The sequence below is a fragment of the Stenotrophomonas sp. 610A2 genome (assembly GCF_030549615.1).
Taxonomy (GTDB): domain Bacteria; phylum Pseudomonadota; class Gammaproteobacteria; order Xanthomonadales; family Xanthomonadaceae; genus Stenotrophomonas; species Stenotrophomonas pigmentata.
Window position 1 is genome coordinate 191,272 of the sequence record NZ_CP130832.1, and the last position, 26,048, is coordinate 217,319.

The window sequence follows — 26,048 nt, forward strand, 5'->3', positions numbered from 1 at the left end:
ATCAGGGGCATTGCGCTCAATCCGTCGGCTGCAACAACGCCGTGCGCGCCTCGTCCAGCAGCACGTTGACCTGGCGCAGGCGCACCGACGAGCGCGACCAGACCATGCCGATGCGGCGCGGTTCACTCGGCTCGGGCAGGGGAATGCGCACCACCGAAATCCCTTCCGGCCACGGCTTGGCCCAGTCCGGCACCAGCGACACGCCCAGGCCGCGATCCACCATCACCGCAATCGCATTCAGCGCATTCAGCTCGAACCGTTCGCGCGGCACGATGCCGGCTTTGCGCAGGTATTCGTCGGCCTGGCGGCCGCCCCATTCATGGCGGTCGTAGCGGATCAGCGGTTCCTCGCGCAGCAGCTGGTGCGGGTCGGCACCGGCCATGCGCGCCGGCGCCAATACCACCAGCGGCTCTTCACGCAGCAGCTGCCAGTCGCAGGTCTTGGGCAGCGAGAACGGCGCCTGCAGCACCATCGCCGCATCCAGGTCGCCCGATTCCACGGCGCCATACAGGTCGGCCGAATAACCGGGTTTGATGAAGACGTTGATCTCGGGGAACTTGGCCACCATCCGCGCCAGGATGTCCGGCACCAGTCCGCCAAGTGCGGTGGGGCAGGCGCCCAGCCGCAGCTCGCCGGCCATGCCGCTTTCATTGGCGACGCTGCGCAGGTCAGCCACGCCACGCAGCAGGTCGCGCGCGCGCTGCAGGATGCGCGCGCCTTCCTCGGTGACGCTGACGGTGCGGCCGGCGCGGGCGATCAGCGGTGCGCCCAGCTCGCGTTCCAGCGTGCGGATCTGCTGGGCGACGGCGGCCGGGGTGATGTGCAGCATGCGTGCCGCCGCGGCCATGGAGCCACGGTCGACCACGGTGACAAAGGTATTGAGGAACTGGGTTTCCACGCGATTAGACCTCTCAGCTGCGCGCCAAACTACACCAGCGGGCCGGGTGAAGCGATCCGACCAAGGTCCCGGCCGTTGCCGGAACCAGCTTTCACGCCGCCACGGAGCGGGCCCGCGGCGACGTGCAGGCAGGTCTTCACACCGCGTCCTGCTTGTAGATGGTCAGGCCCTTCAGCGAACGGCTCGGTGCCGGGAAGCACAGGCTGGCCAGGTAGCCGATCACGATGCACAGGAAGATCGAGATGGCCAGGTAGAAGTACGGATGGACCAGGTTGAACCACCAGGCGACGAAGGTCAGCACGATGCTGGAGGCCACGCCGATCGCCACGCCCTGTGAGTTGGCGCGGCGGGTGAACATGCCCAGCGTATAGGCACCGGCAAAGCCACCGCCGAGCAGGCCGGCCAGTTCGATCGACACGTCGAACAGCGAGTGGATGTCGTAGCGGGTCATGATCAGCGCCAGGCCGATGGCGGTCAGGCCGACCAGCACCGTGGAGATCTCGGCGAACAGCACGCTCTTGCGCGGGGTCGGGTTCTTGGCGATGCGCTCGTAGAAGTCGACCGAGATCAGCGTGGCGACGCTGTTCATGATGCTCGACAAGGTGGCCATTGCCGCGGAGAACACGCCGGCGATGATCAGGCCGGTGACGCCCGGCGGCAGCTCGGCGGCGATGAACAGCGGGAAGGTCGCATCGATCGGCAGCAGCGGGTCAAGGCGCTGCGGGTTGTTCTTGTAGAACACCCACAAGGCGGTACCGATGCCGTAGAAGATGAAGCCACCCGGGATCATGATCGCGGCGAAGGCCCAGATCGAACGGCCGGCTTCCTTGTCCGACTTGGTGGCCAGGGTGCGCTGCATCAGCACCTGGTCCTTGGGGAAGGTCAGCACCACGTCGAACACGACCAGGAAGATGAAGCCCCACACCGTGGCCTTGGTCAGGTCGAAGCTGAAATCGAACAGCTTGGTCTTGTCTTCCATTGCAGCGGTGGCGACGAACTCACCGAAGCCGCCCTTCAGCGTCCACACGATGAACAGGATGGCGAAGATCGCGCCGCCCATCTTCACGATCACCTGCACGAAGTCGGTCCAGATCACCGCCTTCATGCCGCCCATCGCGGTGTAGAGGATGGTGAAAACGCCCATCATCATGATGCTCCACACCACGCTGATGCCGGTGATGGTGGCGATGGCCAGCGCCGGCAGGAACAGCACCACGCTCATGCGCGCACCGATCTGCATGACGATGCACAGCGCGCTGGCGAGCATGCGGATGGCCGGATGGAAGCGGGTTTCCAGATACGAGAACACGCTCATCAAATCCAGACGACGCAGCAGCGGCACGATCCACACCGCCACGAACATCAGGCCCAGCACCGCGATCAGGTTGTTGGTCAGGTACTGCCAGTTGGTCTCGAAGGCCTTGGCCGGAATGGCGATGAAGCTGATCGAGCTGGTGTTGGTGGCGTACAAGCTCACGCCCGCTGCCCAGAACGGAATGCTGCGGCCACCGACGAAGAAGTCGGCGGTGCTGGCGCGCTTCTCGCGGAAGTAGAAGTAGGCGCCCATGCCCAGCATCGCGCCCAGGTAGATGATGATTACCGTCCAGTCCATCCAGCCCAGCAGGTGCTTGCCGCTCTGCAGTTCAAAGGTGTGCAGGCTGCCATCGGCATTTGCCCAGGCCAGGCCATTGCCCCAGCTGGCGCTGGCCAGCGGTGCCTTGGCATCGGTATCGGCCAGGTCGGCCCAGGCGCTGGTGATGGTGTGGAAGGTACGCGCGTGGCTGCTGCCAACCGCATCGGTCACCTGCATCAACAAGTGCGCCTGGCCGAGTGCACGCAGCGAACCCGGGACAACGTCGCCACCGATGGCGGGTAGCTCGTGCCAGCCCTTCTCTGCGTTCCAGCGCAGCAGTTGCTGCGCGCCGTTGTTGCCGACCACCGCATACAACGCGCCTTTCTGCGCCTGCAGGGCGACAACCGCGGCAGCGCCCGGCCAGATCGGCTGCGGCTGCCATTGCGTGGCGTCGGCCGGCTTTTTGTACAGCTGGGTCACGCCGCTATCGTCGACACCGGCGACGAACAGGGCGCCATCCAAGGCGGCTGCATGCGCATTGCCCAGTGCTGATGGCAGTGCCAGCGACTGCCCCTTGCCGAGGCTTTCGCCCTTGAGCGTGAGCTGCTGCAACTGATTGCTGTGGCTCGCATCCGGGCCGGTCAATATCCAGGTGCTGGTGCCGTTGCGGACGATGTCCTGCACCACCTCGTTGCTGATGCCGTTGGCGGCCGACCACGCCTTGCCGTTCTTGTCCAGCAGCCAGGCCTTGTCGCCAGAGCGCGCCAGCAGGCGGCCATCGACATCCAGCAGCTGCTGCACCGGCGCGGCCTCCGGCAGTGGCGGCAGCGAGCCGGGCTTCACTGCATTCAAACTCTCGTCGGCGGCCGCGGTGCCGGCAAGCGCCAGCAAGGTGGTGACAACGAGCAGGCGGAAGCCGAGCGAGAAGCGATGCGACAGCGCGGCGAGCGCAGTGGCCATGGGCGTGGGCATGGATGGAATCCCGGTAATGAACGGCGTGGCGGCGAACCGCCAGATGGAAAGATCAGGCGCCCAGGGCGCCGGCGAGCAGGGCTTCGGCCCGGCGCAGGTAGGGCACATCGATCATGCGTCCCTCGAACAGGAACGCACCGCGGCCCAGATCGCTGGCCGCCTGCGCGGCGGCAACAATACGCCGTGCCTCGTCCAGCTCGGCCTCGGCCACGCTGAAGATCACATTGGCCTGGCCTACCTGGCGCGGATGGATGCAGCTCTTGCCGATATAGCCCAGCTGCTGCGACAGCACAGCCTCGGTACGGAAGCCCTCGGCGTCGGCCACATCCGGCCAAGCCCCGTCACAGGCAAACACGCCCGCTTCGGTGGCGGCCATTTTCACCGCGAACAACGCCGCATGCACATTGGTCGGGGTGCGGGCGATGCCATTGGGCGCGAACAGATCACCCAGGCCCAACTGCAGGCCGGCCACACGCGGATGCGCGGCAGCCAGTTCGGCGGCCAGGCGCAGGCCGCGCGGGGTTTCGATGTTCAGCAGCAGGCCGATCGGGCGGGTGACGCCATTGGCGGCTTCGGCGCGTTCCAGCGCAACGACTACCTGGCGCACCTGCGCGGCCGATTCGACCTTGGGGATATTCAACAGCCACAGGCCGGGCACTGCCATCGCGGCCAGGTCGGCGGTGAAATGCGGGCTGTCGGTGGCATTGGTGCGCACGATCAGCAGCTTGTTGCTGGCAAGCACGTCGGCGCGGGCGAGGAAGCTGGCGATGGCCGCACGCGCCGCCTGTTTGCCAGCCTCGGGGACGGAATCCTCCAGATCGAAGGACAGGGCATCGGCCGCACTGGCCAAGGCCTTGTCGAACAGTTCCGGACGTGCGCCGGGCACAAACAGCTTGCTACGCATGGCTTCCCCTCACTTTGAGAGGCAGTCTGCGCGAATCGGAAGGCTGAAAAAGTGTATTCCCCGACATTCACCAGATAGGTTTTGTTGTGGTTTGCGGGGTTTGGCGGGTGGGGTGACCCACGAAGCGCAGGAAACAATCGCCGTCCCCTCTCCCGCCTGCGGGGGAGGGTGCCCCGAAGGGGCGGGTGGGGGAGCTCTTGATCTTGACTTTGACGTTGCCAAAGGCCAAAGGCCAAAGGCCAAAGTACCCCTCCTCAACCCTCCCCTTGGCCTCTGGCCAAAGGGAGGGAGCAGACTGCCGCGGCACCCAGCCATGCCAGGCCGCAAGCAACACCGCAGAACCCCGGCGCCGTCCCCTCTCCCGCCTGCGGGGGAGGGTGCCCGAAGGGCGGGTGGGGGGCGCTTTTGATCTCGATCGCACTCCGCCCCCTGCAAAACCCAGCCCAAGCGCCAAGTAAGTAACCAGGCCCTGGATTACAACAGCCAGCAAAACCCAGCCACAAACCCCAAGCGCCCTTTGCCCAAGAGCAACCCAAGCTCCAGAAGGCCTTAAACAAAGCAGTTACCCCCACCACCAAGCCGGTTCAGCCTGATATACACAAGCCACCCCGGCTATCATGGCCCTTCACATAAATCAGCCAGATCCGGCGGCCGCATCCCGGCGCCAAAAGGCTGAAACAAACTACCGAGGCAGGGGAAGCATGGCGGAAGTAACCAAGGCCCGGACCGGCCACCTGATACGCAAGTTGTTCAGCATCCTGCAAACCCGGCCCGACGGCATGAAGGCCGCAGAAGCCCTGGCAACCCTCGCGTCCCAGGTCGAACTGACTCCTTACGAAGCCGGCGACTACCCCACCGGCGGGCGCCGCTTTGAAAAGATCGTGCGCTTCGCCACCGTCGACACCGTAAAAGCCGGTTGGCTGGTCAAGGACAAGGGCATCTGGAGCATCACCGCCGAAGGCGCCCAAGCCCTGCAGCAGTACCCGGACGGCGAGCAGTTCTACCGTGAGGCAGTACGCCTGTACCACAAATGGAAAAAGGCCCAGCCAGTAGTCGAAATCGACGAAGGCGATGACGAGGCGGTGGAAAAATCCGCCAGCATCACCCTGGAGCAGGCCGAGGAAATGGCGTGGGCCGAGATCGAGGCCTACCTGGCCGACATGCCGCCCTACGATTTCCAGGAGCTGGTGGGCGCCCTGCTTACCGCCATGGGCTACCACGTGGCTTGGATCGCCCCGCCCGGCAAGGACGGCGGCGTGGACGTCATTGCCTACAACGACCCGCTGGGCACCCGCCCGCCGCGCATCAAGGTGCAGGTCAAGCGCAACGCCAACTCACCCAAAATTGACGTGATGGGCCTGCGCAGCTTCATGGCCGTACTGGGCGAAGGCGACGTAGGCCTGTTCGTGGCCCTGTCCGGCTTCACCAAGGACGCCGACCTGGAAGCCCGCCAAAGCCATCGCCGCATCACCCTCATTGACGCCAACCAGTTGGTCGAACTGTGGACCCGGCACTACGGGCAGCTGGATGACAGCGCCCGCCGGCGGTTGCCGCTCAAGCCGGTGTGGTTCTTGGCCGGTGAAGGCTGACAGGGCCGCCGTGTCGCTCCCGACACTCTACTTCCCTTGGCTCGCTGCATGCGGGCTCCAGATCAAAAGCACTGAAGATTCAGATAGGAACAACCGCATGACCAGTACCCAACAGGGCGCCGAACTGCATCGCCGTATCTGGCAGATTGCCAACGATGTCCATGGCGCCGTCGATGGCTGGGATTTCAAACAATGCGGTCCTGCCCAAGATGAGCCCGTTGAACCCGCAGCATCTCAGCAAGAAGCAGGGCGTTTTCCAGAAGATCGCGATGTTTGTTGAGAAGCTGAAAGGTGTGGGTGGGCAGATCTGAGGGCGGGATGGATTGCGCTTGTGGCTGCATGCCTTCTGAAACAGCGGAGTACGAGGCTCAAAATTGTTGCCGAGCATGATTGATCTCAACGATCTACTGACCAAGAGCGGACTCGACCCGGCGACAGTGATGGTGATGCGCCACCGCCCGGCCGAAAAGGATTTGCGGGCCGTGCTGCCATGGTTGGCGGCCGAGCGGCCTGCCGTCTATAACGCGTTTCAGTGCAATCACAGTGAAGTGGTGGAGAAAGCGCTATCCAAGGCGCGCTATCTGGTGTCCTTCATCGGGCATGAGGCAGGGCGTGCGGTGTTTGTGGGTGTGTATGAAGTTGCCAGATATGAGGTTGTATCCGTTGATCGATTCTGGGCTCTACCTGGTAACGCGGAATTGCGCGTATTGGGGATCAGCGGTCCCAAGGACGAGCGCGATTCGTTCTGGTTCGATCTGCAGCCGACTCTGCATCTGTCCGATTGGAAAGGAAAGCTGGTGATCGATTGGACGGGCATCGAGCGCTCGTGGTGGCGCTGGGCCTCGCGAAATCGTTTGCCCGTTCGTGCCATCCATGACGAGAGCTTGCTGGTGAAGGCTATGCCGGATTGGCAGACGCTGACCTTTGAGTGGAGTCAGTTGAATCTGTTGCCGACCAGCTGGCGGCAGGCGTTGGCGCAATGGCGCGGCATCTATTACATCTTCGACCGGACGTCGCGATTGGGATACGTGGGGTCGGCCAGCGGCGGCGAGAATCTGCTTGGCCGCTGGCAGAACTATGCGTCGAGCGGCGACGGTGGCAACCGCTTGTTACGGGGACAAGATCCCCAGGGGTTTGTTTTCAGCATCCTGCAGCGCTTGTCGCCCGATATGCAGGTTGAAGACGTTGTGCAGATTGAGAGCACGTGGAAAGAGCGGCTGCACAGCCGCACTCCGAATGGGTTGAACGACAATTAGGTGGTGATGAAGCCGGGAATGACGCAATGGCGGCCTTCAGGGTACTCCCGCGCGGCCTCGGGCTTGGCTGCGTCCATGAGCCGAATAAATGCGCTATTCGGCTCACGGTTGAGCCGATCGGCGCGGGTTCGCCGAATTTTGCTCGCTTTCTAGGCTCCGACTACTTCGGGCAGGCGACTTTGCCTAGGTGGAATGGTGCGGCAGGCCTGATGGAGCTTTGGCGAAGAGCTATGGGTGGTCCCCTCTCCCGTTTGCGCGGGAGGGGGCTTTTGATCTTGTTCGTGCTGCTGCCTACAAGCCAGAGCCAGAGCACCCCTCCCCAACCCTCCCCTGCGCCTCTGGCGCAAGGGAGGGGGGTGATTGCTGCCGCCTTCAGCTGAGAGGAGGGCCTTAGGCTCCAGCCCCGGCTAGAATCCCCCCATGAAAATCGCTTCGTGGAACGTCAATTCGCTCAATGTCCGCCTGCCGCACCTGGAACAGTGGCTGGCCGACGTTGCCCCCGACGTGGTCGGCATCCAGGAAACCAAGCTGGAGGACCACAAGTTCCCCGATACGCGGCTGCTGGAACTGGGCTACCGCAACGTGTTCGCCGGGCAGAAGACCTATAACGGCGTGGCGCTGCTGTCGCGGCATCCGATCGAAGACGTGCAGATTGGCATTCCCGGCTTCGAGGACGAGCAGAAGCGGGTGATTGCCGGCACCGTCAATGGCGTGCGCATCATCAATCTGTACGTGGTCAACGGCCAGGATGTTGGCACCGACAAGTACGACTACAAGCTGCGCTGGCTGGAGGCGGTGCACGCCTGGGTCGCGGCCGAGCTGCAGAAGCATCCGCAGTTGGTGGTGATGGGCGATTTCAACATCGCGCCGGATGACCGCGACGTCTACGATCCGGCGGTGTGGAACGGTGACCATATCCTGACCTCCACCGCCGAGCGTGGCGCGCTGCAGAAGCTGCTGGATCTGGGCCTGCACGACGCTTTCCGCCTGCACAACGATGCCGCTGGCATTTTCAGCTGGTGGGATTACCGCGCGGCCGGTTTCCGGCGCGACCTGGGCCTGCGCATCGACCTGACCTTGGTTTCCGACGCGCTCAAGCCGCGGGCTGCCGCTTCCGGCATCGACCGGGAGCCGCGCACCTGGGAACGCCCCAGCGATCACGCGCCGGCTTGGGTGCAGTTGGCACAGGGCTGAAACAACAAGGCCCGGCTGTTGCCAGCCGGGCCTCGGTCGAATCGGCGCCAGAGCGTTTAACGCACGCTTTTGCGTGTGAAAAGATTGACGATGGCAAGCAGTATCACCGCGCCAACCAGTGACAACAGGAAGGAGCGCAAAGTGATCGCGCCATTGATGCTGCCGCCGCTGAAGAAGAAGCCGGCGATCATGGCACCGACGATGCCCACCACGATGTTCAGGATGATGCCCTGCTGCGCATCGCGGCGCATGATGATGCTGGCCAGCCAACCCACGACGCCACCAATAATCAACCAGATGATGATGCCCATGCGCGAACCTCCCTGCCATGAAGCACCCCGAAAGGTGCGGTGGCGACAGTCAACGCGCAACGGCGTTAAGAACATGTTTGTCCGGGCAGGAACCTGTTCAGCATGAGCACGGCCGGTAGCGATTGGCAGTTTGGCCCGGTCGACGTATGGCTGTTGCCGCATACCCCAGGCACGCGCGGCGAGCCGCAGGCCCGAGAGCTGCTTGCCGGTGTTTTCGAGACGACGCCCGAGGCCTTGCCGCTGACCCGCGATGAGCGTAGCCGGCCCTGGCTGATCGGCGAGCTGGCGCATTACGGCACCGGCTGGAGCCATAGCGGCGGCCATCTGCTGGTGGCGCTGGGCGAGGGCGCACGCCTGGGTGTGGACCTGGAGCGGCAGCGGCCACGCAAGCAGATGCGCGAGGTGATCCGCCGTTTCTTCCACCCGGAGGAGATTGCCTGGCTGGATGCGCTGGATGACAGCGGTTGTGAACAGTGGTTCTTCCGCGTGTGGTGTGCCAAGGAGGCGCTGTTGAAGGCACACGGGCATGGCATTTCGTTCGGGCTGGAGAAGCTGCGCTTTGCGCCGGATGCGGCGGGGGCCTTGCAGCTGGTGTGGTGCGATCCGGGACTTGGCGACGCGACCCGCTGGCATCTATATGAGTGGCAGGCGACGGAGGACTTCCGCGCCGCGCTGGCCTGGTATCCGCTGTAGCTTCTGCCCCCTCCCTTTGGCCGTAGGCCAAGGGGAGGGCTGGGGAGGGGTAGCTGTTGCCGTTGCTCTTGCCCCGCGCGACAGATCAAAAGCCAGATCCAGAGCACCCCTCCCAAACCCTCCCCTGCGCCTTTGGCGCAAGGGAGGAGGCTCAAGCGCCACTCCTGCGATAATCCCCGCCATGAACGACACCACTCTCCCGCGCGAAGTCGCCAGCGACCTCGACCACGGCTTGAAGGCCATGGGTCTGGACACAGCCTTGGCCAAGCCCTTGCTGGCTTACCTGACCCTGCTGGTGCGCTGGAACCGCACCTACAATCTCACCGCCATCCGCGACCCGCGCGAAATGGTCACCCGCCATCTGCTCGACTCGCTGGCCATGGCCGAGCATGTCAGCAGCGGCAGCCTGGCCGATCTGGGCACCGGTCCTGGCTTGCCGGGCATTCCGCTGGCGATCACCCATCCGCAGCTGCAGGTGACCCTGGTCGAGAGCAACGGCAAGAAGGCCCGCTTCATGCGTGAGGCCGTGCGCCAGCTTGGTTTGAGCAATGCCCGTGTCGCCGAATCCCGCGCTGAAGCGCTGGACGAGCCGGGTGCTTATGACAATCTCACCGCCCGTGCCATGGATACGCTGGCCGGCATCATCGAGGTTGGCGGTCACCTGCTGCGTCCCGGTGGCCAGCTGCTGGCGATGAAGGGTGTGTACCCGCACGAAGAGATCGCCCAGCTGCCCGCCGGCTGGCAGGTGCTGGAAGTGCGTCCGCTGCAGGTGCCGGGCTTGGTTGGTGACCGGCATCTGGTGGTGGTGGAGCGCAAGAGCTAGAGCTGTAGTGCCGAGCCATGCTCGGCAGGGGCTTTACCGGCCAAGGCTAAAAGCTGCCCTCACCCCAATCCCTCTCCCGCAAGCGGGAGAGGGGCTAAAGCAGTAGTTCCGGGCAATCCCCGCGGCCAAGGCCAAAAGCTACCCCTCCCCAACCCTCCCCTTAGCTTCGCCAAAGGGAGGGGGCAGAAGCGTAGTGCCGAGCCATGCTCGGCAGGGGTTTTACCGGCCAAGGCTAAAGGCTGCCCTCACCCCAACCCCTCTCCCGCAAGCGGGAGAGGGGCTAAAGCGGTGGTGCCGAGCCATGCTCAGCAGGGGGCTTTACCAGCAAAAGCCGCCCGTTACCCGGAAACCGATTTCCGCCTGCGCGCCGCTACCCCCATAATGACCAGTCCAACTTCGCCAACGAGGCTCTCCTGCATGGCTCGCATCATCGCCATCGCCAACCAGAAAGGCGGCGTCGGCAAGACCACGACGGCTGTCAATCTGGCTGCTTCCCTTGCCGCCGCGCCCAAGCGCGTGCTGCTGGTCGACCTGGACTCGCAGGGCAACGCGACCATGGGCAGTGGTGTGGACAAGCGTGAGGTGGCTGCGTCCACCTGTGACCTGCTGCTGGGTGAGGTCACCGCAGCTGAAGTGCGCGTCACCACGCCGGAAGGCTTCGACCTGCTGCCAGGCAACATCGACCTGACCGCGGCCGAGATCCAGCTGATGGACCAGGGCGAGCGCGAGCAGCGCCTCAAGCGCGCGCTGGCACCCATCCGCGATCAATACGACTACATCCTGATCGACTGCCCGCCGGCGCTGTCGCTGCTGACGCTGAACGCGCTGGCCGCCGCCGACTCGGTGATCGTGCCGATGCAGTGCGAGTACTACGCGCTGGAGGGCCTGAGCGCGCTGGTCGAGACCATCGACGCGCTGAAGATCAACCTCAACCCGGCGCTGGAAATCGAAGGCGTGCTGCGCACCATGTTCGACGTGCGTAACAACCTGGCCAATGCGGTGTCGGCGCAGCTCACCGAATACTTCGGCGACCGTGTGTTCCGCACCATCGTGCCGCGCAACGTGCGCCTGGCCGAGGCGCCCAGCCATGGCCAGAGCATCGTCGGCTATGACCGCGCCTCGCGCGGTGGCGTGGCCTACCTGGGCCTGGCCGGTGAGATCATCCGCCGCAACAACGAACGCAAGCAGCCCTCCCGGGCCGTGGAGGCTGTCTGATGAGTGCAGCGAAAAAGCGCGGTCTTGGCCGTGGTCTTGATGCATTGCTGGGCCCGAAGGGCGCCGTAACCCCGGTCACCGTCGCTGCCGTCGCCGAGCCGCAACCCGGCGAAGTGCTGCGCAAGCTGCCCATCGACCAGCTGCAACCCGGCAAGTACCAGCCGCGTCGCGACATGGACGAGGGCAAGCTGGCCGAACTGGCCGAGTCGATCAAGGCACAGGGCATCATCCAGCCCATCCTGGTGCGCCAGATCGAGGGCGGCAGCTACGAAATCATCGCCGGTGAACGCCGTTGGCGCGCCTCGCGCCTGGCCGGGCTGGACGAAGTACCGGTGGTGGTGCGCGAGCTGGAAGACCGCACCGTCATCGCGATGGCGCTGATCGAGAACATCCAGCGCGAAGACCTCAATCCCCTGGAAGAAGCCGAGGCACTGGCACGGCTGGTCAGCGAGTTCACCCTGACCCACGCCGAAGCCGCACAGGCCGTTGGTCGTTCGCGCGCCTCGGTGTCCAACCTGCTGCGCCTGATCGATCTGCCGATCGGTGTGCGCGTGCTGCTGGAAACCCGCCGCCTCGAAATGGGTCATGCCCGCGCGCTGCTGACGCTGGCGCCGGAACTGGCCACCAAGCTGGCCGAAGAAGCCGCCGAGCAGGGTTGGTCGGTGCGTGAAGTCGAGCACCGCGCGCAGCAGTTCGCCGCCGGCAAGGTGCCGGGCGCACGCAAGGCCAAGCCGTCGCCGACGGCGCCGCAGGCCGATATCGCATCGCTGGAAACCGAGCTGTCCGAATCGCTGGGTGCGAAAGTGGCGATCAGCCATGGCCGCGGCGGCAAGGGCAAGCTGGTCATCCACTACACCGACCTGGACACGCTAGACGGCGTGCTGGAGCGGCTGCGCGTCCGCCAGAACGGCTGACGCAGTTCTTCCCCAACGAGGTGCATGCAAGGCAATGAACCCCACCAAGGTCGACCGCAATCATCTATTGCGTCTGACCGACCTGCCGAATGTCGGGCCGGCCTGTGAAAAGGATCTCCGTCTAATCGGAATCCGGGTTCCCGCGCACCTGTGCGGGCGTGATCCCTACGATATGTATGCGCAGTTATGCCTGAAGACCGGCGTGGTGCACGATCCCTGCGTGATCGATGTGTTCCTGTCGGTGGTGCGCTTCATGGGTGGTGATGCGCCGCAGCCGTGGTGGGCGTACAGCAAGGAACGCAAGGAAACCCTGGCCAAGGACGCGCCGCTCACCCTGTGGTGAGGCAGGGGCGATGCTCGTGGCCAACAACCGGAGCAATGCATGAGCAACACAGGTGACGAAATGAGCCCCGGCGGCAGCCGCATGCTGGACCACGGTCAGGCCAGTGACTTCGAGCCCGCACGCGGCCATTCGCACGTTGCGGCGATCAGCGCGCACATCGAGCACCATCTCGGGCCGATATCCAACGTGCTGCACGAAATCGTCTCCGACACCGTGCAGGTGGACATCCATGTGGTGCCGCCGTGCGGGGACTGCCCGAATACGCGCCTGGTGACCTCCGGCATGAGCGACCTGCCGATGCAGCTGCCCGATGATGTCGAGGTCTCGCCCTACCTGGAGCTGATGCTGACCCTGCCGGGCGACTGGCCGCTGGATCGCGAGCAGTTGCAGGACGAGCGCAATTACTGGCCCATCCGCCTGCTCAAGACCCTGGCGCGGCTGCCGTACAAGCACAACACCTGGCTGGGCCTGACCCATACCGTGCCCAACGGCGATCCGGCCCAGCCGTACGCGCCCGGCGTGGAGTTCGATGGTGCGATCCTGCTGCTGGCGCTGTCGGCACCGGAAGATTTCGACACCCTGGTGATCGATGACGACACCAGTATCGAGTTCCTCTCCGTGGTGCCGTTGTACCCGCAGGAAATGGCCCTGAAGCTGCACGAAGGTGCGGATGCGCTGATCGACCTGCTGAGCGACAACGACATCGGTGATGTCATCGAGCCGGGTCGGCATAACCCGGCCCGCGAATACCTGTCTGGACTTCCTGCATGACCATACTCGTCACCGGCGCCGCCGGTTTCATTGGCGCCTATACCTGTCAGGCCCTGATTGCACGCGGCGAGCGTGTGGTTGGGCTGGACAACTACAACGACTACTACGATCCGCAGCTCAAGCGTGACCGTGTGGCCGCGCTGTGCCCGCAGCTCGACCTGCGCACGCTCGACCTCACCGACCGCGATGGCCTGGCCGCGCTGTTCGATGAAATCCAGCCGACGCAGGTGATCCACCTGGCCGCGCAGGCCGGCGTGCGTTACTCCCTGGAGAACCCGCACGCCTACGTCGAAAGCAACCTGGTTGGCTTCGTCAACATGCTGGAGCTGTGCCGGCACCGCGGTGTGCAGCATCTGGTCTATGCCTCCAGCAGCTCGGTGTACGGCAACTCGGCCACGCCGCCGTTCTCCGAAGACCAGCGCGTGGACCAGCCGCGCTCGCTGTATGCGGCCACCAAGGCCGCCAATGAATTGATGGCCTATACCTATGCGCAGCTGTACGGCCTGAAGGCCACCGGCCTGCGTTTCTTCACCGTGTACGGCCCCTGGGGCCGGCCGGACATGGCGCCGCTGCTGTTCTCGCGCGCGGTGCTGGCCGGGCGCAGCATCGATGTGTTCAACAACGGCCACATGCGCCGCGACTTCACACATGTTTCTGACATCGTCGCCGGTATCCTCGGGGCGCTGTCGCATCCCTCCGCCCAGACAACACCCCACCAGGTGTTCAACCTGGGCAACCACACCCCGGTGGAGCTGGAACATTTCATCGACGTGATCGCCTCGGCCGCGGGGCACCCGGCGCACAAGGTCTACAAGCCGATGCAGCCGGGCGACATGGTGGAAACCATGGCCGATACCTCGCGCGCACAGGCCGCCTTCGGCTACGCGCCGGACACGCCGATCGAACTGGGCCTGCCGCCGGTGGTGGAGTGGTGCCGCAGCTACTTCGGGTTACGCCCCTGACTCACTTTCCGCTAAGTTGGGTTTTGGAGAATGTGTGATCTTTCTTGAAACGTTTAACTCGCGGAAACCGCAATGAACCAACCCAGCCTTTCAGTGGTTGTTCCCGTCTTCAACGAACGCGACAACGTCGCGCCGCTGGTCAATGAAATCACCGCCGCGCTGCGTGGCCAGATCGATTTCGAGATCGTCTACGTCGACGACAACTCCAAGGACGACAGCCTGCAGGTACTGCAGGCGCTGAAGGCCACCAACCCGGAGCTGCGGGTGCTGCACCATGTCAGCCAGAGCGGGCAGAGCACGGCAGTGCGCACCGGCGTCAAGGCCGCGCGCGCGCCGTGGATCGCCACCCTCGATGGCGACGGCCAGAACGACCCGGCCGATATCCCCAAGCTGCTGGCCGCACGTGCCAAGGCCGATGCGCAGGTCAGGCTGTTCGCCGGCTGGCGCGTCAATCGCCAGGATTCGGGCAGCAAGCGCTGGGCCAGCAAGTGGGCCAATGCCATCCGCGCGCGCATGCTGCGCGATGACACCCCGGACACCGGCTGCGGCATCAAGCTGTTCGAGCGCGCTGCCTTCCTCGACCTGCCGTATTTCGACCACATGCACCGCTACCTGCCGGCGCTGATGCAGCGTGCCGGCTGGAAGACGGTGAGCGTGCCGGTCAACCATCGCCATCGCACCGCTGGCGTGTCCAAGTACAACAACCTCGGCCGCGCGCTGGTCGGCATCCGCGACCTGCGTGGCGTGGCCTGGTTGATCACCCGTTCCAAGCGCACCGCGGTGGAAGAGGTCTGAGCATGGATTTCATGAACCAACCGCTGGTGTGGCTGGAGTGGACCGGCGTGCACATGTCGCCGTGGAAGCTGATCGGCCTGACCGGTGCGTTGATGTTCGGTGGCCGCTGGCTGGTGCAGTTCGTCGCCTCGCGGCGTGCCGGCAAGCCGGTGATCCCGCGCCTGTTCTGGTACATGAGCGTGCTCGGCAGCCTGATGACGCTGAGCTACTTCCTGTTCTCGTCCAAGCAGGATGCGGTGGGTGTGGTGCAGAACCTGTTCCCGGCGTTCACCGCGCTCTACAGCCTGCGCCTGGATATCAAGCACCGTGGCTGGCAGCGCGACAAGGCCGGTCACTGAGCAGGCGACTATGCCCAAATCCGGCGGTTTGCCGCCCGAATCCGTCTAGGTCGGGCGGCAGCTTCAATGCGATGATCGGGGTGAATGAACCACCTGGGGAACACCGATCGTGAAATCGCCGTTGACCGTTGCGCTGCTGCTCACCCTTGGCCTGAGCGCCACCCCGGCCTTTGCCGCCGCACCGTCGGCCCCGGCCACGCTGGCCACTCAATCGCTGGATGACCAGTTCAAGGCCATCTACGAGAAGGAATGGGCCTGGCGCCAGACCGGTGGCGGTGAAGCCAGCGAAGACAGCGACGCCCCGGCCAACAGCACGCGCCTGCCTGACGTCAGCGCTGCGGCACAGCAGGCACGCCTGAAGGTATGGGACGAGGTGCTGGGCCAGCTCAAGGCCATCGACCCGGCCAAGCTCTCGGCCGAAAACCAGATCAACTACGCCATCTATCACTACCAGGTCGAAAGCCTGGCCGATGAAGTACGCCTCGGCAGCTACGAGATGCCGTTCAATTCGGATTCCTCGTTCTGGTCGAATCTGAGTTTCATGGCCCGCCGCGAGATGAAGACGGCGGAGGATTACCGCAACTACATCGCGCGCTTGAACGATGTGCCGCGTTACTTCGATCAGCAGATGGTCAATATGCGCGCCGGTCTCGCCCGTGGCTTCAGCGTGCCGCGCGCGGTGCTGGAAGGGCGTGACGTCTCCATCTCGACCGTGGCCGAGCTGAAGGACCCGACCGAGTCGCCGCTGTACGAGCCGTTGAAGAAGCTGCCCAGCAGCATTCCGGCAGCCGAGCAGGCCAAGCTGCAGGCCGATGCCAAGCAGGCCATCAGCGGCAGCGTGGTGCCGGCCTTCGGCAAGCTGCTGACCTTCTACCGGCAGGAATACGTGCCGCAGTCGCGCACCACCCTGGCGGCCGAGAAAATGCCCGGCGGCAAGGAGTTCTACCGCCAGCAGATCCGCGAATACACCACGCTGGACCTGAGCCCGCAGCAGATCCATGCGCAGGGCCTGGCCGAGGTGAATCGCATCCAGCAGGAAATGAACGCGATCATCGACAAGGTCGGCTTCAAGGGTAAGAGCGAGCAGACCCGCTTCGCCGACTTCCTAGAATTCCTGCGCACCGACCCGCAGTTCTACGCCAAGACGCCGGACGAACTGCTGTGGCGTGCGGCGTGGATCTCCAAGCGCGTGGATGGCGTTATCGGCAAGTACATGACCTTGCCGCGCGCGCGCTTCACCATCGTGCCGGTGCCGCCGGATATCGCCCCGTTCTGGACCGCCGGCCGTGGCGGCATGGGCACCTACTGGCTCAACACCTACAACCTGCCAGCGCGCCCGCTGTACAACCTGCCGGCACTCACCCTGCACGAGTCCGACCCGGGCCACGCCCTGCAGGGCGCGCTTGCCGCTGAGCAGACCGGCCAGCCCGAGTTCCGCCGCACCGCGTACATCTCGGCCTATGGCGAAGGTTGGGGCCTGTACACCGAGAAACTCGGCGTCGACATGGGCATCTACCAGACCCCGTACGAAGACTTCGGCCGCCTGACCTATGAAATGTGGCGTGCCTGCCGCCTGGTGATCGATACCGGCGTGCACCATTACGGTTGGGACCGCGACCGCGCGATCGCCTACCTGCGTGACCACACCGCGCTGAGCGAGCACGAAGTCACCACCGAAGTGGACCGCTACATCTCCTGGCCGGCGCAGGCACTGAGCTACAAGCTGGGCGAGATCACCATCGTCAAGCTGCGCGCGCAGGCCGAGAAGGAACTGGGCGACAAGTTCGACATCAAGGGCTTCCACGACGCCGTGCTCAAGCAGGGCTCGGTGCCGCTGCCGGTACTGGAGCAGCAGATCCAGGCCTACATCGTTGAGCGCAAAGCCGCGAAGTGAGTGCTCTGCTCCCTCCCTTGCGCAACGCGCAGGGGAGGGTTGGGGAGGGGTGCTTCTAGCTCCCTCCCTTTGGCGAAGCCAAGGTGAGGGCCGGGGAGGGGTGCACTTCGCAGTGACTCAAAGCCACAAGCAAAGCCACCCCCTCCCAACCTCCCCCTTGGCTGCGCCAAAGGGGAGGGGCAACAGCGCACAGCTGAACCACTGCAACCACACTGCGATTGTGTAACCCCACAAGCACCCGCTAACCTGCGCCGATGCTGCACGCCCTGCGCCATCGTCGCCTTCACCTGCTGCGCCTGCTGATGCTGGCGCTGGTCGGCATTGGCGTATTCGGCACCTCGCTGGCCGCAGCACTGACCGACATCCACATGCTGGCGCACACCGACATCGGTGCCGACGTGCATGAGCACGACGACGCCAAACTGGCGACCGCTCCGGATGCCGAAGACAGCGCCAACGCCCTGCTGCATGCCTTGGTGCACTGCGTGGACTGCCACGGTCACGGCGGCGTGCTGCCAACCGTCACTCCCGCCTGGATCGTGGCATCACCGCCTGCACAGCAGGCCGTGGCCATCCTCGGCACGCAGGCGGTCACGCACCCGACCGAGAGCCTGTTCCGCCCCCCGATAGCCGTCTGACGTCCCGGCCGCATGGCCGGTCCCCACGTCTGAACCTGCTATCTGGAGAAACCCATGTGGATGCGCCTGGCGGCTGTTGTCGCCTTTGCGCTGGTGCCGCGCGCGTATGCGCAGGCGCCGGTGCCTGTTGTGCCGTTGACGCTGGACGATGCCATCGTCCGCGTTGCCCTTGACCACCCCGAACTGCGCCTGATCGATGCGCAGCGCCCCGTACTTGAAGCCCGTCGCGATGCCGCGCTGCTGCGCCCGCCCATGCAGTTGGGTGTGGAACTGGAGAACCTGCTCGGCAACGGCGATGCCCGTGGCGTGCAGGGCGCCGAAGCCACCGTCAGCCTTTCCGGTGTGCTGGAACGCGGCGACAAGCTCGATGCGCGGCGCATGTTGGCCCAGGCCAATATCGATGCACTGGCGCCGCAACGCGCTACCGCACGCCTCGATCTGCTCGCCGAAACCGCACGCCGCTATCTCGCTGTAGCGCAGGCGCAAGCGGCGTTGCAGATCGCCAATACCGATATCGAGCAGCGTCGCCGCGCGGTTTCCGCCGCCCGTCTGCGACTGCAGGCCGGTGCTTCGCCGGAGTCGGTGCTGTTCACCGCGCAGGCAATGCTGGCGCAGGCGGAGCTGGATCGCGATCGTGCCATCGAAGAAGCCAGCGCAGCGCGGCTGTCGTTGGCTGCGTTGTGGGGCGCCCGATCGCCTGACTTCAATACGGTGAGTGGCGATGTGCTGCAACTGCCGGCACTGCGCGATTTCGTATTGCTCAATGACGATCTGCAGCGCGCACCTGAGTTGGCCGAGCTGCTCGGCGAGCAGCGTATCCGTGAGGCGCAGCTGCAATTGGTGCGCACCCGCAGCCGACCGGATTGGAACTGGCAGGTGGGCGTGCGCAACAGCCGCGCCGACAACGCGACCTCGCTGGTTGGCGGCTTCAGCATCCCGCTGGGCAGCGCCCGCCGTGCCGCGCCGGAAATCCGCGAGGCGGAAGCCGATCTCGCCCTGCTTCCCTATCAGCGCCAGGCCCGCCAGCAGCAGCTGTACGCCACCCTTGCCGAAGCACACGGCCGCTATGTCACCGCGCGGCTGGAAGTGCAGCGCATGCAGGCGGACGTCTTGCCGCAGTTGCAGAAGGCCGAACGTGCCGCCGAGCAGGCCTGGCGCGCTGGTGCCGCCAGCTACATGGAGTGGGCGCAGCTGCAGGCCATGCGCATTGAATCGCGCCAGCGCCAGTTGGACGCGGCCATCGCCGCACAGACCGCGCTGATCGAGATCCAGCGCCTCACCGGTCAGGGAATGCTGGCCACCGATGCAACCGTTGCCGTGGAGAACGCACGATGAGCCGTCCGATGAATGTTGTAGCTGCTGGCGTGCTGGCAATGAGTCTGTTGTTGGCCGGTTGCGGTGCAAAGCCGGTGGCTGAAGCCGGTGCCGGTGCGGCAGAAGAAGCTGGCCACGATCATGACGAAGAAAAGGGCGGTGATGCAGGCGGTCACGCCCACGAAGAGGGCGAGGAAGCAGAAGCCGACCGCACCACCATCAAGGCCGCCATTGCCGAGCAATCCGGCATCCGCAGCGCCGCCGTGCAGGCCGGCACCATCGCCGATGAGCACGAAGTGCAGGGTTTGCTGACGCCGGTGGACGGTCGCGTCGCGCAGGTGATGGCGCGCTTCCCCGGGCCCATCCGCTCGCTGCGCGCAAATGTCGGCGATCGCGTCAGCGCCGGCCAGACCCTGGCCAGCATCGACAGCAATCTCAGCCTGACCACCTATAGCATCAGCGCGCCAATCAGCGGCGTGGTGTTGTCGCGGCAGGCGCAGGTGGGCGCGGTGGCGGGCGAGGGCACGCCATTGTTCGAGATCGGTGACCTGTCCGAACTTTGGGTGGACCTGCATATCTTCGGCAACGACACCCAGCACATCACCGCCGGCGTGCCGGTCACGGTGACGCGCATGACCGATGGCGTCAGCCAGGGCACCACGCTGGAGCGCGTGCTGCCGGGCACCGCCACTGCAAGCCAGAGCACCGTGGCACGTGCCAGCGTGCGCAATGACGACGGCCTGTGGCGACCCGGTGCAGCGGTGAAGGCGCGCATCGTGGTGGCGATGCAGCCTGCTGCGGTGGTCGTGCCTTTGTCGGCATTGCAGACCATGGAAGGCCGAGAGGTGGTGTTCGTGCGTGAGGGCGATACCTATAGCGCGCGTCCGGTGGTGTTGGGCGCACGCGATGCCGGAAAAGTCGAGGTCAAGGAGGGCCTGCGCGTTGGCGAGCAGGTCGTGGTCGAGCAGAGCTATGTGGTCAAGGCCGACATCGGCAAGGCGGGGGCCGCGCATGAACATTGATCAGCGCATACAAGTTGGAGGGTGCCGCCATGCTTGAGCGCATCATCCGCAGTGCCATCGCCCATCGCTGGATGATGATGGTGCTCACCTTCGCATTGATCGCGATTGGCAGCTGGAGCTTCACCCGCCTGTCCATCGACGCAACGCCAGACATCACCAACGTACAGGTACAGATCAACACCGCCGCCGATGGCTATTCGCCGTTGGAGAGCGAGCAGCGCATCACCTATCCAGTGGAAACGGTGATGGCCGGACTGCCAAAACTCGAACAGGTACGCTCGCTGTCGCGCTACGGCCTGTCGCAGGTGACGGTGGTGTTCAAGGATGGCACCGATCTGTACTTCGCCCGCCAGCAGGTCGCCGAACGCCTGCAGCAGGTGAAGTCACAGCTGCCGGAAGGCCTGGACCCGCAGCTGGGGCCGATTGCCACCGGCCTGGGCGAGATCTTCATGTACACCATCGACGCCGATCCCAAGGCGCGCAAGCCCGATGGTTCGCCATATACCGCCACCGACCTGCGCACGCTGCAGGACTGGGTGGTGCGGCCACAGCTGCGCAACGTGCCCGGCGTCACCGAGGTCAATACGATCGGTGGCTACCAGCGGCAGATCCATATCACCCCGGACCCAGCCAAGCTGCGTGCGCTGGGCTTCACTCTCGACGATGTTGCCGAAGCAGTGGAAGGCAACAACCAGAACATCGGTGCCGGCTATATCGAGCGCAACGGCCAGCAGTTCCTGGTGCGCGTGCCCGGGCAGGTCGCGGGGCTGGAGGAAATCGGCAACATCGTGCTCGCCCGCCGCGAAGGCGTGCCAATCCATGTGCATGACGTTGCCGATGTCGGCGAAGGGCCGGAACTGCGCAGCGGTGCCGCCACCCAGAATGGCCACGAAGTGGTGATGGGTACGGTGGTGATGCTGGTCGGGGCAAACAGCCGCGAGGTGGCACAGGCCACTGCGGCGAAGCTGGAACAGGCGCAGCGCAGCCTGCCCGAAGGCGTCACCGTTACCGCCAGCTATGACCGCACCGCACTGGTCGACCGCACCATCGAAACCGTCGCCAAGAACCTGCTGGAAGGCGCGTTGCTGGTGATCGTGGTGTTGTTCCTGCTGCTGGGAAACTTCCGAGCGGCGCTGATCACCGCGGCGGTGATTCCGCTGGCGATGTTGTTCACCCTGACCGGCATGGCGCGGGGCGGTGTCTCCGCCAACCTGATGAGCCTTGGCGCGTTGGACTTCGGCCTGATCGTCGATGGTGCGGTGATCATCATCGAGAACTGCCTGCGTCGCTTCGGCGAGCGCACCCACGCGCTGGGCCGGGCGATGACCCGCGAGGAACGCTTTGCCGAAACCGCCAGCGCCACTGCCGAAGTCATCCGGCCCAGCCTGTTCGGCCTGGGCATCATCACCGCGGTCTACCTGCCGATCTTCGCGCTGACCGGTGTCGAAGGAAAAATGTTCCACCCGATGGCGATCACCGTGGTGCTGGCGCTCAGCGGCGCGATGCTGTTGTCGCTGACCTTTGTTCCCGCGGCAATCGCGATGTTCCTCGGTGGTCGCGTGGAGGAAAAGGAGAACCGGCTGATGGCGTGGTTGCGCGCACGCTATGAGCCGCTGTTGGCGTGGGTGATGCGGCGCGGCCGTCTGGTGGTTGCCGGTGCCTTGGTGCTGGTGGTTGGTTGCGGTTTGTTGGCGACGCGCTTGGGCAGCGAGTTCGTGCCCAATCTTGATGAAGGCGATGTCGCCATGCACGCGATGCGCATCCCCGGCACCAGCCTCACCCAATCGGTGAACATGCAGAAGCAGGTGGAAGCGCGCCTGCAGCAGCTGCCGGAAGTGGAGAAGGTGTTCTCCAAGATCGGCACGCCGGAGGTCGCCTCCGACCCGATGCCGCCCTCGGTCGCCGACACCTTCATCATGATGAAGCCGCGCAAGCAGTGGCCGGACCCGCGCAAACCGCGCGCACAGTTGCTGGCCGAACTGGAAGCGGCGGTGGAGGAGCTGCCGGGCAACAACTATGAGTTCACCCAGCCAATCCAGATGCGCATGAACGAGCTGATCTCGGGCGTGCGTGCCGACGTGGCGGTGATGCTGTTCGGCGACGACATGGAAACACTGGCGCAGGTTGGCCAGCGCATCGTCGCGGTCGCCAACAAGGTACCGGGTGCGGCCGATGTGCGCTTGGAGGAAACCAGTGGTCTGCCCTTGCTGACGGTCACGCCAAACCGCGCGGCATTGGCGGGGTACGGGCTCAATCCGGGGCAGCTGCAGTCCACGGTTTCCACGGCAGTTGGCGGACGCGTCGCCGGGCAGTTGTTCGAAGGTGATCGCCGCTTCGATATCGTCGTGCGCCTGCCGGAAAGCATCCGCCAGGACCCGGCGGCCTTGGCCGATCTGCCGGTGTCACTGGAGCCTGCCTTGGCACAGGACAGCGCCGACGAATCCAGCCGTGCGGGCGGCTGGCGCAGCGGCGATGCGCGCACGGTTCCGCTGCGTGAGTTGGCGAGCATCGAAAGCAGCGAAGGCCCAAACCAGATCAACCGCGACAACGGCAAGCGTCGCATCGTGATCACCGCCAACGTGCGTGATCGCGATCTGGGGGGCTTCGTCAGCGAGCTGCAGCAGGCCATCGATGCGCAGGTGAAGGTGCCGGCCGGTTACTGGGTGGAATACGGCGGCAGCTTCGAGCAGCTGATCTCCGCCAGCCAGCGTCTGGCGGTGGTGGTGCCGGTGACCTTGCTGCTGATCTTTGCCTTGCTGTTCTGGGCCTTTGGCTCGGCGCGCGACGCCAGCATCGTGTTCAGCGGTGTGCCATTGGCCTTGACCGGTGGTGTCTTGGCGCTGGCATTGCGTGGCATTCCCTTGTCGATCTCGGCCGGCGTCGGCTTCATCGCGCTGTCCGGCGTCGCCGTGCTCAACGGCCTGGTGATGATCAGTTTCATCCGTCACCTGCGCGAGCAAGGGCGAAGTCTGGATGTGGCGGTACGTGAAGGTGCGCTGGGTCGCTTGCGGCCTGTATTGATGACTGCCCTGGTCGCATCGCTGGGCTTCGTACCAATGGCCTTCAACGTAGGCGCAGGTTCGGAAGTGCAGCGACCGCTGGCAACGGTGGTGATCGGCGGCATCGTCTCGTCCACCTTGCTGACCTTGCTGGTGTTGCCGGTGTTGTACCGCTGGCTGCATCGGAACGGAAAGTAGCGCCTGCTTGGCTTTGGCTTTGGCTTGAAGCTCCTGCTTCGCTTAAAGCCCCTCTCCCGCATGCGGGAGAGGGGTTGGGGTGAGGGCAGCTTTTTCGCTGGTAAGGCCCTTGCCGAGCATGGCTCGGCACTACCCCTGGCGGCTCGCTGATTTCTACCTGCCCTGGCACATCAGCGCGATAATCCAACAAAACATTCCTGCGGAACCCCAATGAGCGACTGCTGCGGCTGCGGCAAAACCCTGGAAGTCGAACGCATGCAGGCGCAGCAGCGCCGCGTGCTCTACCAGGTGCTGGCGATCAACCTGATCACCTTCGTGATGATGATGCTCGCCGCCTGGCACAGCGGCTCGGCCTCATTGCTGTCCGGCAGCCTGGACAATCTCGGTGATGCCCTCACCTATGCGTTGAGCCTGGCCGTGGTTGGCGCCAGCCTCGCTGCCAAGGCGCGTGTCGCCATGCTCAAGGCGCTCTTCATCCTGTGCGCGGCAATTGCGGTTGGCGCAGGCATCGCCTGGAAGTTGGCGCATCCGCACCTGCCGCTGTTCGAAAGCATGGGCATCGCCGCGCTGCTCAACCTCGGCGCCAACCTGGTCTGCCTGCGCTTGCTGTGGCCGTACCGGCTGGGTGACATCAACCTGGCCTCGGCATGGGCATGCTCGCTGAATGACGTCTACGAAGGTTCGGCGGTGATCCTGGCAGCGCTGGCAGTATGGGCGTTCGGTGCCGGTTGGCCGGACCTGCTGATCGCGGTGGCCTTGTTGCTGTTGTTCCTGCGTTCGGCCTGGAAAGTCGCAAGGGCAGCGTGGCGCGAGCTGCGCAGCCAGCGGGCGATCGCCGCCGACGCCACACGTTGAGTTGCCGCCTGTTCCTGCGCTGGGCACAGTAGGGGCTGGCATCCAAGGAGTGATCCATGCGCTTTCGCATCCTGCCCATGCTCGGCCTGTTGTTGCTCAGCGGCAATGCAGCTGCCGAGGCAGAAGACATCTACATCGAATTCCTGTGGTCGAAAACGCCAACAGGTGCATTGGCCCGTCAGCAGACCCGGCAGTTCGTGATGCAGGGCCAGCACGATCACCAGGTGTGTGTTGCCGCCAACGCCAAGCCCACCGATGTGGGCGGTTTGCAGATCGAGATGCTGGATGCCGACGGCAAGCGGATGTCACTGCAGCAACACGATGACTACCGCGGCAGCAAACAGTGCTACCGCGCTGACCTGGGCGCAGATCTGGCCGAAGCAGGCGCAGCCGGCGATTGGACGGCCCGTGTGAACCTCGGCGATGGCCGTACACAGACGGCCAGCATCCGCGTCGACAGGACGCTGGAGGATTCACCGCAGTTCCTTGATCGCGGGCAACCCTATGTCGCCGGCCGGCCAAACTACGACGCCTCCATCCCGGCCGAGCAGTGGGTGGGCAAGCTGGTGTGGGCGGTGGACGTGGACCCGCAGGGGCGGGTGACCCATGTCGAGGTGGAAGTGGCCGAAGGCGTGGGCGAACGCCTGCGTGAGCGTGCGATCGCCGCCGGTTACCTCAGCCTGTTTCCGCCAGATCCGGCGCGCGCGACGGTGCCGTTGCGCTGGCGCCGCACCCTGCAGTTCGCCTCGGAGTAAGCCCACTCGCAGGCGGTGGAAGCGCCTGTTTGTTGCTATTGATGGCATTGCACGAGGGGGCCAAGTACGCTTTCACCATGCGTACAAAGCCCAATGCCCAGCCCAACCAGAGCCTGATCGATGGCATCGCCACCTTGCAGGCGCTGGCCTCGTCTCCCGAACCGGTCGGTTGCCGTGAGCTGGCCCGCCAGCTCGATGCCAACCCGACTCGGGTCAACCGCCTGCTCAAGACCCTGGCCTACCTGGGCATCGCCCGGCAGACCGCGGACCGCAAGTACACCGCCGGGCCCGGCATGCATGTGCTGGCCGCGCAGAGCCTGTTTGCCTCGGGCCTGATTCGGCGCGCGCTGCCGGTGCTGGAGAGCCTGCGCCGCTTCGGCCACACGGTGGCGATGGGTGTGCTGTGGAATGACAGCGTCAGCTATCTGTTCCACGCACCGCCGGGAATCGAGGCGGCGCGAGGCCTGGGCCGCATCGGCCTACTGCCGGCTACCACCAGCGGCATCGGCATCGCCTTGCTGGCCCAGCTGTCCGACGAGGATGTGCGCGAGCTGTACGCGGACAAGCCGATCCCGATGTTCCCGAACGGCATCGAGCAGCTGCTGGCGACCCTGGCCGTCACCCGCAGCCAGGGCCATGCGCGCGTGCATGTCGCCGATGAGCGCGACCACCATGTCGTCGCCATTGCCATGGGCGACCCGGTGCATGCCGGCATCGCGATGTCAGGCTGGATCCCGGAATCGGCCACTGAGGAGCTGGTCCGCGCGCTGCAGGCAGCCGCCGCCGAAATCGGCTGATCCAGCCGGATCAGCCGTGGCGCAG

25 protein-coding genes are annotated in these 26,048 nt (G+C 64.9%); 21 read left to right on the top strand and 4 right to left on the bottom strand.

Annotated elements, in window-relative coordinates:
• Positions 1–16: 16 nt before the first annotated feature.
• The 3 genes from Q5Z11_RS00680 to Q5Z11_RS00690 form a co-directional block, all read right to left on the bottom strand.
• Positions 17–898, bottom strand: a complete 882-nt coding sequence (locus tag Q5Z11_RS00680; protein WP_303748245.1) for a LysR family transcriptional regulator — start codon at positions 896–898, stop codon at positions 17–19.
• Positions 899–1,034: 136 nt separating this feature from the next.
• Positions 1,035–3,443, bottom strand: a complete 2,409-nt coding sequence (locus Q5Z11_RS00685; protein WP_303748246.1) for a sodium:solute symporter — start codon at positions 3,441–3,443, stop codon at positions 1,035–1,037.
• Between the two features lie 52 nt (positions 3,444–3,495).
• Positions 3,496–4,347, bottom strand: a complete 852-nt coding sequence (locus Q5Z11_RS00690; protein ID WP_303748247.1) for an HpcH/HpaI aldolase/citrate lyase family protein — start codon at positions 4,345–4,347, stop codon at positions 3,496–3,498.
• A gap of 701 nt (positions 4,348–5,048) precedes the next feature.
• Here Q5Z11_RS00690 and Q5Z11_RS00695 point away from each other — a divergent pair.
• The 4 genes from Q5Z11_RS00695 (at position 5,049) to xth (ending at position 8,386) form a co-directional block, all read left to right on the top strand.
• On the top strand, positions 5,049–5,936 hold the full coding sequence (locus Q5Z11_RS00695; RefSeq protein WP_303748248.1) for a restriction endonuclease: 888 nt from the start codon (positions 5,049–5,051) through the stop codon (positions 5,934–5,936).
• A 97-nt stretch (positions 5,937–6,033) separates the two neighbouring features.
• Positions 6,034–6,216 carry a hypothetical protein gene (locus tag Q5Z11_RS00700; RefSeq protein ID WP_303748249.1) on the top strand — a complete coding sequence of 61 codons (183 nt, stop codon included), beginning with the start codon at positions 6,034–6,036 and terminating at the stop codon, positions 6,214–6,216.
• A gap of 106 nt (positions 6,217–6,322) precedes the next feature.
• Positions 6,323–7,192 carry a GIY-YIG nuclease family protein gene (locus Q5Z11_RS00705; RefSeq protein ID WP_303748250.1) on the top strand — a complete coding sequence of 290 codons (870 nt, stop codon included), beginning with the start codon at positions 6,323–6,325 and terminating at the stop codon, positions 7,190–7,192.
• A 420-nt stretch (positions 7,193–7,612) separates the two neighbouring features.
• Complete coding sequence (gene xth, locus Q5Z11_RS00710) at positions 7,613–8,386, top strand: exodeoxyribonuclease III (protein WP_303748251.1); 774 nt, start codon at positions 7,613–7,615, stop codon at positions 8,384–8,386.
• Between the two features lie 56 nt (positions 8,387–8,442).
• Here the strand turns inward: xth and Q5Z11_RS00715 are convergent, their stop codons facing one another.
• The gene (locus Q5Z11_RS00715) at positions 8,443–8,697 is read right to left on the bottom strand and encodes a GlsB/YeaQ/YmgE family stress response membrane protein (RefSeq protein WP_303748252.1); all 255 of its coding nucleotides are present in this window, start codon (positions 8,695–8,697) and stop codon (positions 8,443–8,445) included.
• 102 nt (positions 8,698–8,799) lie between these two features.
• Here Q5Z11_RS00715 and Q5Z11_RS00720 point away from each other — a divergent pair, with 102 nt between their 5' ends.
• The 17 genes from Q5Z11_RS00720 (at position 8,800) to Q5Z11_RS00800 (ending at position 26,023) form a co-directional block, all read left to right on the top strand.
• Positions 8,800–9,390 carry a 4'-phosphopantetheinyl transferase family protein gene (locus Q5Z11_RS00720; RefSeq protein ID WP_303748253.1) on the top strand — a complete coding sequence of 197 codons (591 nt, stop codon included), beginning with the start codon at positions 8,800–8,802 and terminating at the stop codon, positions 9,388–9,390.
• A 181-nt stretch (positions 9,391–9,571) separates the two neighbouring features.
• Positions 9,572–10,213 carry a 16S rRNA (guanine(527)-N(7))-methyltransferase RsmG gene (gene rsmG, locus Q5Z11_RS00725; protein ID WP_303748254.1) on the top strand — a complete coding sequence of 214 codons (642 nt, stop codon included), beginning with the start codon at positions 9,572–9,574 and terminating at the stop codon, positions 10,211–10,213.
• Positions 10,214–10,630: 417 nt separating this feature from the next.
• Complete coding sequence (locus Q5Z11_RS00730) at positions 10,631–11,428, top strand: ParA family protein (protein WP_282270048.1); 798 nt, start codon at positions 10,631–10,633, stop codon at positions 11,426–11,428.
• The gene (locus tag Q5Z11_RS00735; protein WP_303748255.1) at positions 11,428–12,342 is read left to right on the top strand and encodes a ParB/RepB/Spo0J family partition protein; all 915 of its coding nucleotides are present in this window, start codon (positions 11,428–11,430) and stop codon (positions 12,340–12,342) included. The genes Q5Z11_RS00730 and Q5Z11_RS00735 overlap by 1 nt, the downstream gene beginning before the upstream one ends.
• A 34-nt stretch (positions 12,343–12,376) precedes the next feature.
• A complete protein-coding gene (locus Q5Z11_RS00740) occupies positions 12,377–12,685 on the top strand; it encodes a helix-hairpin-helix domain-containing protein (RefSeq protein WP_303748256.1) in 309 nt (102 codons plus the stop codon).
• Positions 12,686–12,724: 39 nt separating this feature from the next.
• Positions 12,725–13,456 (top strand): suppressor of fused domain protein, encoded by a 732-nt coding sequence (locus Q5Z11_RS00745; protein ID WP_303748257.1) that lies wholly within the window; start codon positions 12,725–12,727, stop codon positions 13,454–13,456.
• Positions 13,453–14,418: an SDR family NAD(P)-dependent oxidoreductase gene (locus Q5Z11_RS00750; RefSeq protein WP_303748258.1), complete on the top strand. Its 966-nt coding sequence runs from the start codon at positions 13,453–13,455 to the stop codon at positions 14,416–14,418. Before Q5Z11_RS00745 ends, Q5Z11_RS00750 begins: the two co-directional genes overlap by 4 nt.
• 72 nt (positions 14,419–14,490) lie before the next feature.
• Complete coding sequence (locus tag Q5Z11_RS00755; RefSeq protein ID WP_303748259.1) at positions 14,491–15,213, top strand: glycosyltransferase family 2 protein; 723 nt, start codon at positions 14,491–14,493, stop codon at positions 15,211–15,213.
• A 2-nt stretch (positions 15,214–15,215) separates the two neighbouring features.
• A complete protein-coding gene (locus tag Q5Z11_RS00760) occupies positions 15,216–15,551 on the top strand; it encodes a lipid-A-disaccharide synthase N-terminal domain-containing protein (RefSeq protein WP_405051638.1) in 336 nt (111 codons plus the stop codon).
• A 109-nt stretch (positions 15,552–15,660) separates the two neighbouring features.
• On the top strand, positions 15,661–17,445 hold the full coding sequence (locus Q5Z11_RS00765) for a DUF885 domain-containing protein (RefSeq protein ID WP_303748260.1): 1,785 nt from the start codon (positions 15,661–15,663) through the stop codon (positions 17,443–17,445).
• Between the two features lie 254 nt (positions 17,446–17,699).
• Positions 17,700–18,083, top strand: coding sequence for a hypothetical protein (locus tag Q5Z11_RS00770; protein ID WP_303748261.1), 384 nt, complete (start codon positions 17,700–17,702; stop codon positions 18,081–18,083).
• 54 nt (positions 18,084–18,137) lie between these two features.
• Positions 18,138–19,418 carry a TolC family protein gene (locus tag Q5Z11_RS00775; protein ID WP_303748262.1) on the top strand — a complete coding sequence of 427 codons (1,281 nt, stop codon included), beginning with the start codon at positions 18,138–18,140 and terminating at the stop codon, positions 19,416–19,418.
• Positions 19,415–20,419 (top strand): efflux RND transporter periplasmic adaptor subunit, encoded by a 1,005-nt coding sequence (locus Q5Z11_RS00780; RefSeq protein WP_405051639.1) that lies wholly within the window; start codon positions 19,415–19,417, stop codon positions 20,417–20,419. Before Q5Z11_RS00775 ends, Q5Z11_RS00780 begins: the two co-directional genes overlap by 4 nt.
• Positions 20,420–20,448: 29 nt before the next feature.
• Positions 20,449–23,616 (top strand): efflux RND transporter permease subunit, encoded by a 3,168-nt coding sequence (locus Q5Z11_RS00785; RefSeq protein ID WP_303748263.1) that lies wholly within the window; start codon positions 20,449–20,451, stop codon positions 23,614–23,616.
• A 210-nt stretch (positions 23,617–23,826) separates the two neighbouring features.
• Entirely contained in the window at positions 23,827–24,471 is a 645-nt protein-coding gene (locus tag Q5Z11_RS00790; RefSeq protein ID WP_303748264.1) for a cation transporter, read from the top strand.
• Positions 24,472–24,527: 56 nt separating this feature from the next.
• Positions 24,528–25,226, top strand: coding sequence for a hypothetical protein (locus Q5Z11_RS00795; protein ID WP_303748265.1), 699 nt, complete (start codon positions 24,528–24,530; stop codon positions 25,224–25,226).
• Positions 25,227–25,303: 77 nt separating this feature from the next.
• Entirely contained in the window at positions 25,304–26,023 is a 720-nt protein-coding gene (locus Q5Z11_RS00800; RefSeq protein ID WP_303748266.1) for an IclR family transcriptional regulator, read from the top strand.
• Positions 26,024–26,048: the final 25 nt, after the last annotated feature.

Excerpts from the sequence above, each read along its gene's own strand:
- Q5Z11_RS00735 (WP_303748255.1), top strand. The coding sequence starts at position 11,428 with ATGAGTGCAGCGAAAAAGCGCGGTCTTGGCCGTGGTCTTGATGCATTG.
- Q5Z11_RS00715 (WP_303748252.1), bottom strand. The coding sequence starts at position 8,697 with ATGGGCATCATCATCTGGTTGATTATTGGTGGCGTCGTGGGTTGGCTG.
- Q5Z11_RS00695 (WP_303748248.1), top strand. The coding sequence starts at position 5,049 with ATGGCGGAAGTAACCAAGGCCCGGACCGGCCACCTGATACGCAAGTTG.
- Q5Z11_RS00775 (WP_303748262.1), top strand. The coding sequence starts at position 18,138 with ATGTGGATGCGCCTGGCGGCTGTTGTCGCCTTTGCGCTGGTGCCGCGC.
- Q5Z11_RS00800 (WP_303748266.1), top strand. The coding sequence starts at position 25,304 with ATGCGTACAAAGCCCAATGCCCAGCCCAACCAGAGCCTGATCGATGGC.
- Q5Z11_RS00720 (WP_303748253.1), top strand. The coding sequence starts at position 8,800 with ATGAGCACGGCCGGTAGCGATTGGCAGTTTGGCCCGGTCGACGTATGG.
- Q5Z11_RS00785 (WP_303748263.1), top strand. The coding sequence starts at position 20,449 with ATGCTTGAGCGCATCATCCGCAGTGCCATCGCCCATCGCTGGATGATG.
- rsmG (WP_303748254.1), top strand. The coding sequence starts at position 9,572 with ATGAACGACACCACTCTCCCGCGCGAAGTCGCCAGCGACCTCGACCAC.
- Q5Z11_RS00750 (WP_303748258.1), top strand. The coding sequence starts at position 13,453 with ATGACCATACTCGTCACCGGCGCCGCCGGTTTCATTGGCGCCTATACC.
- Q5Z11_RS00690 (WP_303748247.1), bottom strand. The coding sequence starts at position 4,347 with ATGCGTAGCAAGCTGTTTGTGCCCGGCGCACGTCCGGAACTGTTCGAC.
- Q5Z11_RS00770 (WP_303748261.1), top strand. The coding sequence starts at position 17,700 with ATGCTGCACGCCCTGCGCCATCGTCGCCTTCACCTGCTGCGCCTGCTG.
- Q5Z11_RS00705 (WP_303748250.1), top strand. The coding sequence starts at position 6,323 with ATGATTGATCTCAACGATCTACTGACCAAGAGCGGACTCGACCCGGCG.
- Q5Z11_RS00730 (WP_282270048.1), top strand. The coding sequence starts at position 10,631 with ATGGCTCGCATCATCGCCATCGCCAACCAGAAAGGCGGCGTCGGCAAG.
- Q5Z11_RS00745 (WP_303748257.1), top strand. The coding sequence starts at position 12,725 with ATGAGCAACACAGGTGACGAAATGAGCCCCGGCGGCAGCCGCATGCTG.
- Q5Z11_RS00700 (WP_303748249.1), top strand. The coding sequence starts at position 6,034 with ATGACCAGTACCCAACAGGGCGCCGAACTGCATCGCCGTATCTGGCAG.
- Q5Z11_RS00790 (WP_303748264.1), top strand. The coding sequence starts at position 23,827 with ATGAGCGACTGCTGCGGCTGCGGCAAAACCCTGGAAGTCGAACGCATG.
- xth (WP_303748251.1), top strand. The coding sequence starts at position 7,613 with ATGAAAATCGCTTCGTGGAACGTCAATTCGCTCAATGTCCGCCTGCCG.
- Q5Z11_RS00795 (WP_303748265.1), top strand. The coding sequence starts at position 24,528 with ATGCGCTTTCGCATCCTGCCCATGCTCGGCCTGTTGTTGCTCAGCGGC.
- Q5Z11_RS00740 (WP_303748256.1), top strand. The coding sequence starts at position 12,377 with ATGAACCCCACCAAGGTCGACCGCAATCATCTATTGCGTCTGACCGAC.
- Q5Z11_RS00780 (WP_405051639.1), top strand. The coding sequence starts at position 19,415 with ATGAGCCGTCCGATGAATGTTGTAGCTGCTGGCGTGCTGGCAATGAGT.
- Q5Z11_RS00755 (WP_303748259.1), top strand. The coding sequence starts at position 14,491 with ATGAACCAACCCAGCCTTTCAGTGGTTGTTCCCGTCTTCAACGAACGC.
- Q5Z11_RS00760 (WP_405051638.1), top strand. The coding sequence starts at position 15,216 with ATGGATTTCATGAACCAACCGCTGGTGTGGCTGGAGTGGACCGGCGTG.
- Q5Z11_RS00685 (WP_303748246.1), bottom strand. The coding sequence starts at position 3,443 with ATGCCCACGCCCATGGCCACTGCGCTCGCCGCGCTGTCGCATCGCTTC.